Source organism: Hymenobacter citatus, from assembly GCF_014333615.1.
In the GTDB taxonomy this organism is placed as follows: domain Bacteria; phylum Bacteroidota; class Bacteroidia; order Cytophagales; family Hymenobacteraceae; genus Hymenobacter; species Hymenobacter citatus.
This window is the reverse complement of record NZ_JACSCY010000001.1, coordinates 151,826-167,103: the sequence shown is the minus strand read 5'-3', so window position 1 is coordinate 167,103 and position 15,278 is coordinate 151,826. Positions and strand designations below refer to the sequence as shown.

At 55.9% G+C, this 15,278-nt stretch carries 12 protein-coding genes, 3 tRNA genes and 3 pseudogenes; 7 read left to right on the top strand and 11 right to left on the bottom strand.

The window, feature by feature from the left end; translation table 11 throughout:
* Positions 1 to 7: 7 nt before the first annotated feature.
* The gene (gene gyrB, locus H8B15_RS00690; protein ID WP_187317732.1) at positions 8 to 1,984 is read right to left on the bottom strand and encodes a DNA topoisomerase (ATP-hydrolyzing) subunit B; all 1,977 of its coding nucleotides are present in this window, start codon (positions 1,982 to 1,984) and stop codon (positions 8 to 10) included.
* 254 nt (positions 1,985 to 2,238) lie between these two features.
* Between gyrB and H8B15_RS00685 the strand changes: the two genes are divergently transcribed.
* The gene (locus tag H8B15_RS00685) at positions 2,239 to 2,451 is read left to right on the top strand and encodes a hypothetical protein (RefSeq protein WP_187317731.1); all 213 of its coding nucleotides are present in this window, start codon (positions 2,239 to 2,241) and stop codon (positions 2,449 to 2,451) included.
* 77 nt (positions 2,452 to 2,528) lie between these two features.
* On the opposite strand, the gene H8B15_RS00680 is transcribed toward H8B15_RS00685, so the two are convergent.
* Positions 2,529 to 3,266 (bottom strand): SDR family NAD(P)-dependent oxidoreductase, encoded by a 738-nt coding sequence (locus H8B15_RS00680; RefSeq protein ID WP_187317730.1) that lies wholly within the window; start codon positions 3,264 to 3,266, stop codon positions 2,529 to 2,531.
* A gap of 51 nt (positions 3,267 to 3,317) precedes the next feature.
* Positions 3,318 to 4,634, bottom strand: coding sequence for a family 1 glycosylhydrolase (locus H8B15_RS00675; RefSeq protein ID WP_187317729.1), 1,317 nt, complete (start codon positions 4,632 to 4,634; stop codon positions 3,318 to 3,320).
* 302 nt (positions 4,635 to 4,936) lie between these two features.
* On the opposite strand from H8B15_RS00675, the gene H8B15_RS00670 reads away from it, so the two are divergent.
* A complete protein-coding gene (locus H8B15_RS00670) occupies positions 4,937 to 6,007 on the top strand; it encodes a 3-oxoacyl-ACP synthase III family protein (protein WP_187317728.1) in 1,071 nt (356 codons plus the stop codon).
* A gap of 77 nt (positions 6,008 to 6,084) precedes the next feature.
* On the opposite strand, the gene H8B15_RS00665 is transcribed toward H8B15_RS00670, so the two are convergent.
* Both H8B15_RS00665 and H8B15_RS00660 read right to left on the bottom strand, forming a co-directional pair.
* Positions 6,085 to 6,158: transfer RNA gene (locus tag H8B15_RS00665), tRNA-Arg, on the bottom strand.
* A 52-nt stretch (positions 6,159 to 6,210) separates the two neighbouring features.
* Positions 6,211 to 6,284 (bottom strand) — tRNA-Pro (locus H8B15_RS00660).
* A gap of 801 nt (positions 6,285 to 7,085) precedes the next feature.
* Between H8B15_RS00660 and H8B15_RS00655 the strand changes: the two genes are divergently transcribed.
* Complete coding sequence (locus tag H8B15_RS00655) at positions 7,086 to 7,415, top strand: transposase (protein ID WP_281383862.1); 330 nt, start codon at positions 7,086 to 7,088, stop codon at positions 7,413 to 7,415.
* 303 nt (positions 7,416 to 7,718) lie between these two features.
* Here H8B15_RS00655 and H8B15_RS00650 read toward each other — a convergent pair.
* The 4 genes and pseudogenes from H8B15_RS00650 to H8B15_RS00640 all read right to left on the bottom strand — a co-directional run.
* Positions 7,719 to 8,417: pseudogene (locus tag H8B15_RS00650) on the bottom strand (IS3 family transposase); the annotation flags it as partial.
* A 109-nt stretch (positions 8,418 to 8,526) separates the two neighbouring features.
* The gene (locus H8B15_RS21140; protein WP_281383853.1) at positions 8,527 to 8,658 is read right to left on the bottom strand and encodes a hypothetical protein; all 132 of its coding nucleotides are present in this window, start codon (positions 8,656 to 8,658) and stop codon (positions 8,527 to 8,529) included.
* Positions 8,655 to 8,843: pseudogene (locus tag H8B15_RS21335) on the bottom strand (hypothetical protein); the annotation flags it as partial. The gene H8B15_RS21140 and the pseudogene H8B15_RS21335, both read right to left, overlap by 4 nt.
* Before the next feature lie 332 nt (positions 8,844 to 9,175).
* The gene (locus H8B15_RS00640; protein WP_187317726.1) at positions 9,176 to 10,270 is read right to left on the bottom strand and encodes an acyltransferase family protein; all 1,095 of its coding nucleotides are present in this window, start codon (positions 10,268 to 10,270) and stop codon (positions 9,176 to 9,178) included.
* A gap of 172 nt (positions 10,271 to 10,442) precedes the next feature.
* On the opposite strand from H8B15_RS00640, the gene H8B15_RS21135 reads away from it, so the two are divergent.
* Together H8B15_RS21135 and H8B15_RS00635 are read left to right on the top strand one after the other, a co-directional pair.
* On the top strand, positions 10,443 to 10,574 hold the full coding sequence (locus H8B15_RS21135) for a hypothetical protein (RefSeq protein ID WP_281383852.1): 132 nt from the start codon (positions 10,443 to 10,445) through the stop codon (positions 10,572 to 10,574).
* A 655-nt stretch (positions 10,575 to 11,229) separates the two neighbouring features.
* Entirely contained in the window at positions 11,230 to 11,379 is a 150-nt protein-coding gene (locus H8B15_RS00635) for a hypothetical protein (RefSeq protein WP_187317725.1), read from the top strand.
* On the opposite strand, the pseudogene H8B15_RS00630 reads toward H8B15_RS00635, so the two are convergent.
* Together H8B15_RS00630 and H8B15_RS00625 are read right to left on the bottom strand one after the other, a co-directional pair.
* Positions 11,376 to 12,112: pseudogene (locus H8B15_RS00630) on the bottom strand (IS5 family transposase). The gene H8B15_RS00635 and the pseudogene H8B15_RS00630 overlap by 4 nt on opposite strands.
* Positions 12,113 to 12,932: 820 nt before the next feature.
* Positions 12,933 to 13,020, bottom strand: a tRNA-Ser gene (locus H8B15_RS00625).
* A gap of 196 nt (positions 13,021 to 13,216) precedes the next feature.
* Between H8B15_RS00625 and H8B15_RS00620 the strand changes: the two genes are divergently transcribed.
* Both H8B15_RS00620 and H8B15_RS00615 read left to right on the top strand, forming a co-directional pair.
* Entirely contained in the window at positions 13,217 to 14,188 is a 972-nt protein-coding gene (locus H8B15_RS00620) for a VWA domain-containing protein (RefSeq protein WP_187317724.1), read from the top strand.
* Positions 14,185 to 15,177: a tetratricopeptide repeat protein gene (locus H8B15_RS00615; RefSeq protein WP_187317723.1), complete on the top strand. Its 993-nt coding sequence runs from the start codon at positions 14,185 to 14,187 to the stop codon at positions 15,175 to 15,177. The genes H8B15_RS00620 and H8B15_RS00615 overlap by 4 nt, the downstream gene beginning before the upstream one ends.
* Positions 15,178 to 15,278 lie beyond the last annotated feature (101 nt).

The following is a 15,278-nucleotide window of genomic DNA, read 5'->3' as shown; positions in this document are numbered from 1 at the left end:
TGTGGTCCTAGACGTCCAGCTTGGCGTACTTGGCGTTCTTTTCGATGAACTCGCGGCGGGGGCCTACCTCGTCGCCCATCAGCATGGAGAACAGGTGGTCGGCCTCAGCGGCCGACTCCACGGTTACCTGCTTCAGAGAACGGGTTTCGGGCTGCATGGTGGTTTCCCAGAGCTGCTCGGCGTTCATCTCGCCCAAGCCCTTGTAGCGCTGCACGTTCACCGATTCGGGTTTGCCTTTGCCCATTTCTTCCTGGGCATCCATGCGTTCCTGCTCGGTCCAGCAGTAGCGCTCTTCCTTGCCTTTCTTCACGAGGTAGAGTGGGGGCAGGGCAATGTAGATGTAGCCGCGGTCCACCAGCTCGCGCATGTAGCGGAAGAAGAACGTCAGGATCAGCGTGCGGATGTGCGAGCCGTCGATGTCGGCGTCGGTCATGATGATGACCTTGTGGTAGCGCAGCTTGTCGGTGTTCAAGGAGCTGTTGGTGGTGCCGTCGTCTTCGCTCACCTTCTTCTCCATGCTCACGCCCAGGGCCGTAATCATGTTCCGGATTTCCTGGTTTTCGTAGATGTGGTGCTCCTGCGCCTTCTCCACGTTCAGGATTTTACCGCGCAGCGGCAGAATAGCCTGGAAGCCCCGGTTGCGGCCCTGCTTGGCGGTGCCGCCAGCCGAGTCGCCCTCCACCAAATACAGTTCGCAGATAGCAGGATCCGTCTCAGAGCAGTCGGCCAGCTTGCCGGGTAGAGCCGTAGAGCCCAGCACGGTTTTGCGCTGCACCATTTCGCGGGCCTTACGGGCCGCAATGCGCGCCTTAGCCGCCAGAATCACCTTTTCGATGATGATGCGGGCTTCCTTGGGGTTTTCTTCCAGAAACTGGTTCAGAATTTCGCCTACCACCGTGTTCACGGCGCCGCTCACATCGGAGTTGCCAAGCTTGGTTTTGGTCTGACCCTCGAACTGCGGCTCCTGCACTTTCACGGAAATCACGGCCGTGAGGCCCTCGCGGAAGTCGTCGCCCTGAATCTCCACCTTGGCCTTCTCCAGCATACCCGATTTATCGGCGTACGCTTTGAGCGTGCGCGTGAGAGCCGCCCGGAAGCCGGCCACGTGCGTGCCACCCTCGTGGGTGTTGATGTTGTTGACGTAGCTGAAGATGTGCTCCTGGTAGGAATCGTTGTACTGCAACGCTACTTCTACCGGGGTGCCACCCTTCTCGCTTTCCACGTGAATGGGGCGGGGCATAAGCACGGTCCGGCCGTTGTCGAGGTACTGCACAAACTCGCTCAGGCCGCCTTCAGAGAAAAACTCCTCACCCAAGAAGCTGCCATCTTCCTGCGGCTCGCGGCGGTCCGTCAGTACAATGCGGATGCCTTTGTTGAGGTAGGCCAGCTCACGCAGACGGCCAGCAATAGTTTCGTACTTGTAGACCGACTCGGTGAAAATGGTGTTATCGGGTAGGAAGTCTACCTGGGTGCCGTGCTCGTCGGTTTCGCCTACCTCCTTCACAGGGTATTGCGGGAAGCCGATTTTATACTCCTGCTCGTATACCTTGCCCTTGCGGCGCACGGTCACTTTCAGGTCCTGGCTGAGTGCGTTCACGCAGCTTACCCCTACCCCGTGCAAACCACCCGACACCTTGTAGCTGTCCTTGTCGAACTTGCCGCCGGCGTGCAGCACGGTCATTACCACCTCCAGGGCCGAGCGGCCTTCTTTCTGGTGAAAATCCACCGGAATACCGCGGCCGTTGTCGCGCACGGTGATGGAGTTGTTTTCGTTGATGGTTACCTCAATCCGGTCGCAATAGCCGGCCAGGGCCTCATCAATAGAGTTATCTACTACCTCCCACACCAAATGGTGCAGGCCTTTTATACCAATATCGCCAATGTACATGGCCGGGCGCTTGCGCACGGCTTCGAGTCCTTCGAGTACTTGAATGCTATCCGCGGAGTACTCGGCGGGGACTTTATTTTCGGTGGTTTCGCTCATGTGTCGCTTGTTATTTCAGCGCAAAATTTAGTATACAAAGATACCGATTTTATCCGGTTTTTGCCAGTTTTCGCCCGGTTTGCGGCCCACAAACGTGGCCATTAAATTCAGCATTTCCAGGGCTACCTACTGTCGACTTTTTTTGAGGAAGAGCAGTGCTTCGCAGTACCTAGCAATGGGTAAGAACGCACCATACGGCTTGCAATTATAAATCTATAGCACTATATTAAGCATCTCACCAAGCTCCAACTGCCATGGCTACTCTACTCGCGCTTGCTGGCCGACCCACAAAGGTTCGGCGCATTCTGTCCCTGAAATGGCATCGCTCGTCGCTGCTCACCACGGTGCACCAGCTCCACAAAGCAGAGCGCCTACGAAAGCAGCAGGCATTGCAGGCGCAGGAAGAATCGCGCTGCTATGGCTATGCCTGGGTGAGTGCCTGCCAGGGCTTTGCCTCTATTTTCTAATTCCCTACCCTCTCGCAAACGAGAAGCCCCGTTGCTACATAAGGTAGCAACGGGGCTTCTCGTTTATATGTGCTGGCTTACAACTGCGCCAAGCGGCCACCATCTACGCGGAGCAGGGCACCTTGTATAAATGCGGAATCGTCGGAGGCGAGGTAGGCAATGGCGGCGGCCACGTCTTCGGGCTTGCCTACATTAGCTTTGTCGATTTTTTCTACCCCACTCTTGATGTTGGGATTGTCCCAGAGCATGGGCGTATCGATAGCGCCCGGCAGCACGGAATTTACCCGGATGTTCTTGGGCTGTCCTTCCAGCGCCGAGGAGCGCGTGAGCGACAGCACCGCCGCCTTAGCCGCCGCATAAGGTGCCACTAACGGACTGGTTTCGATGGCGTGAATGCTGGATACATTGACAATGGCACCGCCCCGAGGCATGTGCAAAAAGGCCTGTTTAGTGAAGTAAAACGTGCCGAGCAGGTCCACATTCAATACGCGCATCCAGTCGGCACCAGTGAGTTCTTCCAGGGGCTTGAAGTCCATCAGGCCAGCGTTATTCACGACAATATCCAGCCTTCCGAAGTGCTTCAGTGTACCGGCTACTGTGGCTTCTACCTTCTTTTCCTTGGCTACATCGCATACGCTGGTCCACACATCGGGGGCACCGGCATCCGTCACCAGCTTCGCGGCAGCTTTTAGCTTCTTATTGTCAAGACCTACCAGCACCAGGCAGGCGCCTTCCGAAGCCAGACGCTTGGCCACGGCCAGCCCAATGCCGCCGTCGCCGCCGGTTACCAGCGCTACTTTATTTTCAAATCGCATACTGTACTAAGTTCGTATCTAGGAAGAAACAGGAGGGGAAACTCAACAGTACTACGGTTCCGCGGAAGGTGTGTTGGCTGGCGCGGCCGATTTATCTTGTTGTGCTTGTCTGGCCTGTTTTTTCTTTTTGTTGGCCCATTGCTCGTTGCTTTCGCTGGGCATGATGATAGGCACCTGCAAGCACACGCTTTGGGCAGGTAGCACCTGGCGCCAGTCGTGGATGAGCTGCTTGTAGGCCTCCCCTACCGGTCGGATGTTGCGGTCCAGGTCGTAGAGGCCCAACGGGTTCACGTGGCCGTTGTTTTCGCGCAGGGCAGTGTCCCAGTCTACCTGATCGGTGAGGGAGTACCAAGTGAAGCCCACAATAGGCACGCCGTCGTTGCGCACGCGCAGCACGTTGGCCCACTCCTTCCAGAGCCAGTGCACGGCTTCGTCGCCGTTGGGACCCTGCCACAGGTTGGTTTCGGTGTGCATGACGGGGAGACGGTACCGGTCGTGGTACTGCCGAGTGATGACGTGGTAGCCAAATACCTCCCCCGATGCGGTGGTGCTACCATCGGCGCGCACGCGGTGCTCGTTGGTTTTGTAGTAGTCGTTGCCCATAATGCAATGGTGCTTGAGGTTGTTCTTCAAAAAGAAGTGGTATTCCTCTCGCGTCATGCCGTTGTCGAGCAGGTATTCGTACATCTCGGAGTCTACCCGCCGCCCATAGTTCAAATCCAGCGATAAAAACCGTTTGGCGTTCAATAGCTCGGCGGGTTTGATGGCGGCAGGGTTTTCGGCGTGGAAATATTCCGACGACTCGCTCTGGACAAACAGCGCATCGGGGCGCACTTCCAGAATGGCCTGCATCGCCAGCACATTAGCTTTCACAATGTATTTGAGAGCTGTTACGAAAGCTTGGTCGCTGGCCAGCTGCTCGTTCCACCACCCGTAGAGGGCCGAAAACTCGGCGCAGATATACATTTCGTTTACCGGCGTGTAGAGTTGCACCCACGGAAAACGCTCGGCAAAGGCCCGCGCATACTGCGCGAAAAGGGATGGAAAATCCTGGTTCTGAAAATTCCCTACCCAGTCGGGCACACCGAAGTGACACAGGTCTACGATGGGCACAATATCGCGCCGCCGCAGCTCCCCAAAAGTTTCATCCGCAAACGACCAGTCGTACTTGCCTGGCCCTAGAAACGTGGTGTGAATGGGTGGGCCATAGCGCAGAAATGAAATACCCAGCTCCTGCACCAAGTCAAAATCGGTGCGCCAATGCTTGTAGTGGCCGCATTTTTCCAGCTCATCTACTCGTTCTTTTCCATTCTGGATAGTGGGGTTGCTGTTTTCAATGCCAGTGGCGAAGAGAAATGGGGAGGACATGGGCGGGAGTAAATCGTGATGAGAAAGGGTAGGCAGTTATCGGATACGTATTACTACCAGCCATTTCCTGAGCGAATACTGCTTTTTTGTTGGTCACGCTAGCTTGCCAAACGCAGTTTCCTACTGCCGTGTGTTTTGGCTGCTTGGTATCATAGCCGACTTTCAGCTACGAGGCGTTACCCTACCTGTTTTCGCAAGAAATAATAGTAAATCCGGTTAGGGGCTCAACAATAAGTGGTATCTATGGGTTTTCAAGCAATACACTGCCTACCCTTGGTAGTCATTACATCCCTCCTATCTCAATGATCCGATCCATCATTGCAGCAACGGGCAGCTATATCCCGGACACGGTCGTTGACAACCAGGATTTCCTAGCAACTCGTTTTTTTTCGGCCGAAGGCACCGAAATACAGCAGGCCCCAGCCACTATTCTGGAAAAATTCAGCGCCATTACTGGCATCCAGGCCCGGCGCTACGCTCATTCCGACCACACGGCATCTGACCTGGGCTTTCTAGCTGCGCAGGATGCTCTCACCAGCTCCGGCATCGACCCAGAAACGCTTGACTACATCATTGTTGCCCACAATTTTGGGGATGTAGTAGCGGGCAGCAACCGCGTAGATATGGTGCCGTCACTGGCTTCACGCATCAAGGCCCGGCTGACCATTCGCAACCCCGATTGCGTGGCCTACGATATGGCCTTTGGTTGCCCCGGCTGGCTGGAAGCCCTGGTGCAAGCCAGCTACTATATCCGTTCAGGTGATGCCCGCCGCTGCTTGGTTATTGGCACTGAAACCCTGTCCCGCATCGTAGATCCGCACGATCGGGATACTATGCTCTTCAGCGACGGTAGCGGAGCGGTTATTCTGGAAGCCACTGCGCAGGAAGGTGTTGGTATTTTGGCCCATCACACCCAAACGCACGCCCATGAGTACGCTAGCCTACTGCAAATGGGCAAATCCTATAACCCGGAAAAAGCCACCGACCCGGACCGTTATATGAAAATGAACGGCCGGCGGCTCTACGAGTTTGCGCTGCAACACGTGCCGCTGGTTATTCAAACTGCCCTGCAGAAAGCCAATGTACCCCTCAGCCGGGTACGCAAGGTGCTCATCCATCAGGCCAACGAGAAGATGGACGTGGCCATTTTGCAGCGCCTCTTCAAGCTATACGGAGAAGAATGCACCAATCAGGAACTGATGCCCATGACCATTAGCTGGCTAGGCAATAGCTCGGTGGCCACCGTCCCTACCTTACTCGATTTGCTGCAAAAAGGCCAGCTACCCGGCCACCGCATCGACGCGGGTGATGTGGTGCTGTTTGCTTCCGTGGGAGCCGGTATGAATATTAATGCGCTGGTGTATCAGTTTTAATGGGCTTTTCATAAAGCCTACTCACGGTAAAACGACAAGGCCCTTAGCAGCAAGCTAAGGGCCTTGTCGTTTTACCGTGACCCCGATGTGATTCGAACACATGACCGGCTGCTTAGAAGGCAGCTGCTCTATCCAGCTGAGCTACGGGACCAAAAACAAAAAGCCGGCCGTCCGGCTAGGCGGACGGCCGGCTTTTGCACGGGTCGGGGTGGCAGGATTCGAACCTGCGGCCTCCTGCTCCCAAAGCAGGCGCGATACCGGGCTACGCTACACCCCGAAAAACAATTAAGAATTATGAATTAATAATTAGAAATTAAAATCGACTCTGACAGACCAGATGACTTTTAATCATTAATTCATAATCAACCTGCGGAGAGAGGGGTACCCGATAGTACATCTGCCCCGCCGTTGAATTCGATGCAAAAGTAGCGGAAAAAATGAAGCCCGCAACTTTTCAAAAGAAATAACGCTAGCTGGAGCGGACATTTCTACGCACATACGCACATACTCAGGCTGGTATGTGCGAATTAAATTTTACTGGAATTGAGATTGTCCCACCCTTCCAGCATCTGCTGCTCGGTCTGCTCATGCTCCAGGCGGGTATACTTCATAGATGAACTTATATTTTTGTGACCCATCTTTTCTATGATTTGCAGCAGGTGCAGTTACATGCGCGCCAGCAACGCCCCGTACATGTGGCGCGGTGTGGATCGAAGCGGCCCGCCATTTGGACAAAACTGTCTTGTGCTTTTCCGTGACCTTCGCTATTCTTCGCGCGGCCACCTTGCTCCTAATTACTTTAAAAGTCATCTTCAAACCACATCCTAACTCTGTTCGGCTTAGCTAAGACTATCTCAATGGGGTAGTAGCTCCGTATAATTGTGAATCGAAGTACATAGTGACAAGATAATCATCTATCACGTCGGCGAAATGAATTCGCTCTACACGTGGCTGAATGCACTATGCTTCTCTTGCCGCTTCTCACTCATACTAGGGTGTGGGCAATCAGCGACCTTCGGGTCGTGCGACGTACATGTACTCAAAAATGCTGACTGGGTGCGCTTAGCACCCATAATTACTGGGCAAAGTTGGGGACGCGGGCTGCTCAGCGGCCGACAACCGCTTACTTATTAACGCCGTGCTGTGGATAGCACGCAGTGGGGCACTATGGTGCGATTTGCCTGAGCGGTTCGCCCCTTGGAATACGGTCTACCGGCGTTTCGGCCGCTGGGCGCAAAAAGGCGTGTGGCAGCGCGTACTCGAGGCCGTACAAGACCCCGGCATAGCCTGGCCCATGCTCGACTCAACCGGTGTGCGGGCACACCAACACGCGGCTGGGCAAAAAAAGCAACGGCCTGACCGAAGCCCTCGGCCGTTCCCGTTGCGCTTGGCCCTGACGCCGGGCTAGCAGGTTGATTGTAACGTGGCCGCCGACTTGCTAGCGGGCTTAGCTTTCAGCGTCGTGTTGGCCATTATCAACCAGGCACGGGCTGTAGCCGTCGTGCCCAGTAAACGCAACTAGCGCATCGCCCGCGAGTCGGACCGCAACAGGGTGAAACGCTTTTTAACCGCCGCAAACATTACCGCCGATTAGCTACTCGATGCGACAAAACCGCCTCCTCTTTCCTGTCCTTCGCCCAATACACAGCTACCTTCGTCTGGCCGCTCTAATTGTCAACACGCCCTGATAGCGGATTTTTCAAGCCTGTTTCTACAATATATGGGAATGGTGATACTGTTTAAATTGGGGTGGTCTATTGGAAACGGACAGTTCGCTAAGGTAGGTGTTGAAACAGGTCAGCTTCAAACTGGTGGGGCGAGCGGTACCCCAGGGCCGAGTGGCGGCGGTCAAGGTTGAAGTAGGTGTCCAGGTAATAGGCCACTTTAGTCGAGCCTCTTCGAGGCTGGCAAAGGCCCCGCCGTAGGGCAGCAACTCTGTTTTCAGGGTGCTCCAGCCGGCTTCGGCTTGGGCGTTGTCATAGGGGTTACCCGGCCGGGCATAGCTGGCCAGCGCCCCCGCGTCTTCGATGCGCTGGCGACAAGCGTGACTGGTGTACTGGCTGCCGCGGTCGGCGTGAATGACGAGGCCAGGGCCGGGCTGGCGCAGCGTCAAGGCTTGTTCCAGGGCCGTGAGTACCAGTTCGGTGGGCATGTGCGCAGCCAGGTGCCAGCCCACGACCCGACGGGAGCAGGCATCGCGCCACGTGGCCAGGTAGCACCAGCGCCCGCCCACCAACGGCAGGTAGGTGATGTCGCCCACCCACACCTGATTGGGGGCAGTGGGGGCGGGCTGACCCAGGAGCCGGTTTTCGGCCACCACGGCGGCCGGGTCGGCCTGGGTGGTACGCGGGCGCTGGGGCCGGGTGCTGAGCGCCCGCTGCCCGCTGGCCCGCAGCCAACTACGAACTACGCAGCGCGTAACGCCCTACCTAATGGCCCTCGGCCCGTAACTCGGACCGCAGGCGGCGGGTGCCATACCGCTTGGCATGGCGCATAAACGCCTGCTGGGCGGCGGGCTGCTAGGTGGGGGCTAGTGGCGGACTGGCTGCCCGCCACTGGTGGTAGCCATTGCGGCTCACGCCTAGTACCCAGCACAGGTCAGTAAGCGTCCAGGTGTCTAGCTGTGTGCTGATAAACACGTACTTGCTCATAGTTGAGGCTGTGCAAAGATGGTCACCGCTTCGCGCTCAATTTCCACGCGCTTGAGTTCGGCACGTAAGCGCTGGATTTCCTCCCGCTCGGTGCTGCTGGGTACGGCTTGCTCCAAGGCCGACCGCTGCCAGCGGCCCAGGAGGGCGGGCGAGATGCCCTGGGCACGGGCTACATCCGTTTGCCGCGCGCCGGCGGCTACTTAATGAACGCACTCAGCTTTGAAAGCGGGCGTGTATTTCTTGCGAGTGACGGATTGGCCGTCAACTGGTTTCTTCTCGGGCATGGGCAGGGGAAGTTAAGACTTCTCGCTGTCCGTTTCTGCTAGACCACCTCAAATAATATACTCAAATACTAAACGAATCCGGTTTATGACCAGCAACTGACGCAAGAAAAAGAAAGCAATTGCCTACATGCGGGGAGCTTACGCAGGATGTGCCCTTAACAGAATGTATAACGCCTGAGAGATTGAGTTCCCCTTTCTATGGGCAAAAAAGGCTACTGTTATTCACAGGTAGCTTATACATCGAAATAGGTAAGCAACTTCGCTACCTGTGTTCCTAATTTCTTACTATAGCGCTTTTCTATTAATACATGGATTAGATATGCAACCATTAGCATAAGCCCTAGGGTCGCTACAAGCAGTATATATTTATTCATCAAATGCCCTACTCGATGAAAGATGATGAAGCCAATACTACCGTGCACCAAGTACAGCGGGTACGTGAGGGAACCAAGCCAACTCAACCAAGTAAGGCGACTTAAATCAGTTTTACCTAGCGTAATCAATAGAAACAGCAGAAAAAAACATGTAATAACTGTTATGACTACTCCTCGCGATAATACCCCATGATAGGTAGTAGTTAATACTGCTGCTTTGCTGAAACCGGTTCGGATTGCTAGGATGTACGCTACACCTAAGAGCACGTAACGAAACCAAGTACGCCCACCGGGTTGCTGTATCAGGTAAAATAACATACCTGCTATGAAGTAGGGCGCGTAGCCAATGATAAATAGAAAGGCAAAAGGTCCAAAACCTTTGTTCCAGCCTGGCAACATTACTAACCCTAACCAAGCTATTAAAACAAAATCAATACGGTGTACCAGCTTATAGCTTATTAAAAGCGAAACTAAAAAATAGAACGTTATCTCCGTAGTTAATGACCAGTACGAACCATCCAGTGCAGGTATCCCAAAAAAATCATATAACATAGTCATGTTATAAAGATAGTGGGATATATTAGCAGTAAGGAGAGGTGACATATGGATGTCGGTCGGTCCAGGGCCCCAAATTTTTTGAACTACAAACGTGAGGGTACAGGCTACCCAGAAGGCAGGAAAAAGGCGTATGATACGGGAAAGAAAAAACTGCCGTACCGTCTTACCTTGCGCACTGAGTAAAACAACGTAGCCGCTTATAATGAAGAAAAGTTCTACGCCTAGATAACCGTATTTCGTAATAGGGGATAGTTCCAGAAAAGGAATAGGACTAAGGTTTCCCTCCTCGTAACCGCAATGTGTATAGTGAAAGAAAACAACAGCCAATGCAGCAAGAAAGCGCAACAAGTCTATTTCGTATAACCGGACTGAAACCTTGCGGTGTTGTTGCTCCATAAAATTAAGTAAGAGTGATAGCAGGGTCAAATTTAGCCACTAGATGCGCTCCTTTCCACGCACAAGTAGTTTACTTTCTCACATAAGTTCTAAGTCGCTTAGCATTGGTAAGTTATTTTCTTGGGGTGGTCGAGTAAAAACAGACAGTGGGAAGTTTCGCCTTCCACTGCCCATGCCCGACAACGACAAAATACTTCCGAGCGGCTTGCCACTGACCCGCAAAAAATATACGCCTGCCTTTAAAGCTGAGTGCGTACGCCAGGTGGCCGCTATTACCCGGCAGACCGACGTGGCCCGCACTTAGGGCCTGTCACCCTCCTTGATGGGCTTCTGACAGCGGCAGGCCTTAGCCGAAGCCGTGCCTATTAGTGCGTAGCGCGAAGGAATTAAGCGCTTGCGCGCCGAGCTCAAACGTATGGAGCAAGAACATAATATTTTAAAAGTCATGACCATCTTTGCGCAACCGCCTCATTCATGAGCCGTTACCAATTCATCAAGCAAGCATCGGCTACCGAGCCGGTGCTCTGTCGCGGGCTAGAAGCCAGTGTCGCAGACTATTGTCAGTGGCGGTGCCGAGCAGCGTGCCCACTGCCTAGTTGGGAGTCGGCGGCCACCGCCACCTTTTTACGCTACGTCTAGCGCTAAAACACCCGCTGCTTGTGGGCAGAATTACGCTCTGAAGGATACGCCGTCGGGCGTTATTCCTTGCGCACCTAGCTGCGCCGGCGTGGCTTGCGCGCTCAACACACGGCTATAGCGCCTCCGTACCACCGTGGCCGACCCAGCAGCTACCGCGGCGGAAAGCATGCGGCTCGGTGAACCTGCCCCTACCACCCCGAATTAAGTATGGGTGGGGACATCACTTACCTGCCTCTGGTGGGCGGATGCTAGTGTTATCTGGCAACTTGGCGTGATACCTATTTGCGGCGCGTAGTCGGCTGGCACCTCAACTAGCAGATATGCTCACTGAATTAGTGCTCACCGCCCTGCAGCAGGCTCTGACGTTGCGCCAACCGGCTCCGGGCCTCATTGTCTACGCCGACTGCGGCAGCCAATACACCAGCGCGGTGTGCATCGAAAAAGCCCAGAAACTGGCTAGGAAGTGTTAACAATCGCGCAACCAGAGGACGGTTGCTGCTAAATGAATAAACGCTAGAAAATGCCTGTCCAACTTGTCGTAGCGCGTGGCCACGCGGCGAAACTGCTTGAGGCGGCTGAAAAGCCGTTCGACCGGGTGACGCTGGGCGTAACGGGCCGCGTGGTAGGCCCGCGGGTGGTGGCGCTTGCGCCGGGGCGGAATCACGGCGCAGGTGCCGCGGGCGGCCACCAACGGGTCGGAATCGTAGCCCCGGTCGGCCACCAGGTACGCCGGGGCCAATCCCTCGAGCAGCGGCAAGGCCTGTGGCGCATCGTGGCGGTGGCCGGCGGTCAGGCGGCAGCGCACGGGCCGGCCGCGGGCATCGGCGGCCACGTGCAGCTTGCACGTCAGCCCGCCGCGGCTGCGGCCGAGGGCCTGCGGTCCGTTTTTTTGCGCGCGCCGCTCGCGTGCTGGTGTACCCGCACCGTAGTGGAATTGACCAAGAGCGTGTGCAGGGCGGCTTCCTCCTGCACGGCGTCGAACACGCGTTGCCACACGCCCGAGGCGGCCCAGCGCTGGAAGCGGGTGTACGTCGTGTGCCAGTTACCCCGCTCCGTGGGCAGGGCCCGCCACCGTGCCCCGTTGCGGGCCAGCCAGAGCACCGCTTCCACGAACTGGCGGTTGTCGCGCCCGCGCCCACCGCTCGTGCCCGGCCGCCCCGGCAACAGTGGCGCAATCCGCGCCCATTGTGCATCGGTGAGCATCGTTTCCATGCCCCAAATTAATACCCACTGTTAACAAGTCCTAGCTATAGCCAGCCGGGCAACCCTTGCGTATGATGCTCAATCCAAGGCTGAGTGGAGCATATCCAAAATGGAATTGTTGCCTCACGGCGGCGCGTTTGCTAGTATCGAAGAGGCCCAGCTAGAGTTCACTTACTACCTCGATACCTAATTTTAATATTGACCGGCGCCATTCCGCGCTGGCTACTGCTCCCTGCACCAATTTGAACGCGACTTCCAATTCGGCTTATCTTTAGCGCACTATCTGTTTTTACTCAACTACCCCGAATTGTCAACACGCTCTGGTAGCGGCTTCCTTACTCTATGCAATATAGTGGGGCGCAGCGTTTCTAGGAGCAGCCGAGGTAAGCATCACTGGCGAGGCGTACTTCTTTATCTATTTCAGCCCAGTGCTCAACGTAGCTGCATGCCGGACCACGTTGGCCGCTACCACGTCAGTTAAAACTCGAGGGCGGCTTACTTTGCTGACCGTCTAATCTGGCAGGCAGCCGAAAAACGATACCCTTGGCTAGATGAGTTGGTTCCAGAGTTTCAGCACCGCAAGTGGGTAAAGCTTGTCGCCTACACGCTGCATAGTCTACTCGTAGTCGTGCTGCTCGTAGGGTGCAGTATTGACGAATGCATTACTATTAGCTAGAATTTCACTTGATAATGCGTCGCAAATTTAATCTTCATACTAGCTTTCGCTGCTAATGGAGACGATAGCCGCGCACATACCAAAGAAAAACCGTGAATAAACCCGATGTACGGGGCCTATTCACGGTTTTTTCTTTGGTATGTGCGGAGAGAGGGGGATTCGAACCCCCGGTAGCCTTTAGAGCTACGGCAGTTTAGCAAACTACTGGTTTCAGCCACTCACCCATCTCTCCGTAAGACGGCTATTCCGTCTGATTGGTGCGCAAATATACGACTGGAATGGAGAAATCAAGCATTTTCTAAAAATATCTTCCTCGCAGCAGCGTTGTCGGAAAGGCCTTGCTACCCAGCAAGAGCTATATTTGCCGGTATGAGTAACGTGAGGGCAAACCCTTATCAAATGAGACCCAATGGCTTGGGCAGAATCCAATGAATTGGGCCTACCCTCTTGGCTGGCCCGAATTGACTGCGCTGCTGGTCTTTATTTTTTTATACGTGGGCTACGCTGTGCGTACGTGGCGCCTAGCCGCCCCGCTACAACAGCGCGGTTGGCGGCTGGCGTGGAAGCTGGTGCTGCGCCTCACGTATTTCAGCTTGCTGCTGGTGGCGCTGCTTGGTCCGGCTTATGGCCTCACCCAACAGCCCGTGCGCACGGCTGGCAAAGACGTGTGGTTGCTACTGGACGTGTCGCGCTCCATGGATGCGCCCGACGTGTCGCCGACCCGTCTGCTAAAGGCACGGGCTGAGTTAAGTGAGCTGATCAACCGGTTTCAGGCCGACCGCATTGGGCTGGTGGTGTTTGCGGCCGATGCCTACGTGCAGTGCCCTCTGACGTATGATCAGAGCGCACTGCAGTTGTTTGTCAGTACTATTCAGACCAATCTATTGCCTGTTGGCACCACGGATCTGGCGCCGGCGTTGGATCTGGTATTAGCCCGACTGAACGCCACACCCCAGCCCGTGGGAAGCCCACCCCGGGCTACGGCGCTGGTGTTGGTGAGCGACGGCGAGGACTTTGGGGAAAACCTGGAGCCCACGGTACGCCAACTCACCCGTTCTGGCGCCCGGTTGTTTACTGTGGGGGTAGGCACGCCCGAAGGCAGCCGCATCCCCCGCAAAGGTGGCTACGTGCGTGACGCCAACGGCCGCGATGCTGTGACGCGCCTGGAGCCGAAGACGCTGCGCCGCCTGGCCGAGCAAACCGGCGGGCAGTATTTTGAGTTGACAGATCAGCGCAACGAGTTTCCGTTGCTTGTGAATGCCCTGAACCGAGTAGAAGGCCAGGCCGAGCAAGTCCGCACCGTGTCGGTGGCTGATAACCGCTACCGCTACCCTTTAGCGCTGGCGCTGCTGCTCTTAGGAGTTGATATCTTACTGACTGTGAAAATAATTCGTCCGTGAAAATCTTTGGGCTGTTGCTGGTAGTGTTGCTTAGTGGGGGGGGTGGGCTGGATCAGCTCACCCGCATCCACCACCGCAACGTAGCCGTGCAGGAGGCGCAAACGGCTTACGCCCGGCAAGATTTTGCGGCGGCAGCGCGTGCCTACCAGGCGGCCGTGGTGCAGTATGGCGCTACGGAAGATGCCATTATTCTGAACCTGGCACACTCCTGCCTGCGGGCCGGCCAATCGGCGCTGGCCCGCGCTTACTACGGCCAACTCCTGGACAGCCCTACCCGCACCGTGCGCAGCGTGGCACAACAGCAGCTGGCGCTGTTGGCTAGTCAGCGTGGTGAGTATGCGCAGGCCGTAGGGCTGTTGCGGCAGGCGCTGCTGGCCTCTCCCACCAATGCGGACGCCCGCTATAATTACGAGTTGCTGCGCGACTACCTGGCCCGTCGGCAGCAGTCGCCGGACATACCGCCGCCGGCCGTACCGCCTACTGCCCCAACTCCTAAAAAGCCTACCCCACCCCAGGAGCAACAACAGCAGCAACGCCAAGCCGACACCGGGCAGCAAGGCCAGCGCAACGACCCTACCCTACCCGACGACCCGCGCAACGCCCCCCAGCCCCGCGCTGACCAACAGGGTAGGCCCGATGCCCGTCAGCCCGATGCAACACCTGGCTCCACAGCACGGGGTGGCTTCCGGCCGGGTAGTGGCACGCGGCGCGAGGTAGCCACAGACAACGCGCCGGGTACCGTGCGCGGCCTCAGCAACGATGCCGACGGCCCCGCCGCCCGGCAGGGCTATAGTAAGCGAGCGGGCACCGACTTGGCCACCGATGAAGCGCAACTGCAAACCCAACGCGCCCGCTTGGAACAGATGAATCTCAGCCCCGACAAAGCCCGGCAGCTCCTGAATGCGCTAGGCGCCGCCGAACAGCAATATTTGCAGCAGATTCCGCACAAAGCAGACAAGAAACCCGACTCCGATAAACCCGCGTGGTGACTGTTGATGCGATGATTACAAATGTATAGATGTGCTGATTAATGTTTGGCATATCAATTAGTTACACATCAATAACCAGCACATCAGCACACCAATAATCA

Bases quoted from the DNA above. Each gene is read 5' to 3' on its own strand.
- gyrB (WP_187317732.1), bottom strand. From the start codon at position 1,984: ATGAGCGAAACCACCGAAAATAAAGTCCCCGCCGAGTACTCCGCGGAT.
- H8B15_RS00685 (WP_187317731.1), top strand. From the start codon at position 2,239: ATGGCTACTCTACTCGCGCTTGCTGGCCGACCCACAAAGGTTCGGCGC.
- H8B15_RS00680 (WP_187317730.1), bottom strand. From the start codon at position 3,266: ATGCGATTTGAAAATAAAGTAGCGCTGGTAACCGGCGGCGACGGCGGC.
- H8B15_RS00675 (WP_187317729.1), bottom strand. From the start codon at position 4,634: ATGTCCTCCCCATTTCTCTTCGCCACTGGCATTGAAAACAGCAACCCC.
- H8B15_RS00670 (WP_187317728.1), top strand. From the start codon at position 4,937: ATGATCCGATCCATCATTGCAGCAACGGGCAGCTATATCCCGGACACG.
- H8B15_RS21140 (WP_281383853.1), bottom strand. From the start codon at position 8,658: ATGAGCAAGTACGTGTTTATCAGCACACAGCTAGACACCTGGACGCTT.
- H8B15_RS00640 (WP_187317726.1), bottom strand. From the start codon at position 10,270: ATGGAGCAACAACACCGCAAGGTTTCAGTCCGGTTATACGAAATAGAC.
- H8B15_RS21135 (WP_281383852.1), top strand. From the start codon at position 10,443: ATGCCCGACAACGACAAAATACTTCCGAGCGGCTTGCCACTGACCCGC.
- H8B15_RS00635 (WP_187317725.1), top strand. From the start codon at position 11,230: ATGCTCACTGAATTAGTGCTCACCGCCCTGCAGCAGGCTCTGACGTTG.
- H8B15_RS00620 (WP_187317724.1), top strand. From the start codon at position 13,217: ATGAATTGGGCCTACCCTCTTGGCTGGCCCGAATTGACTGCGCTGCTG.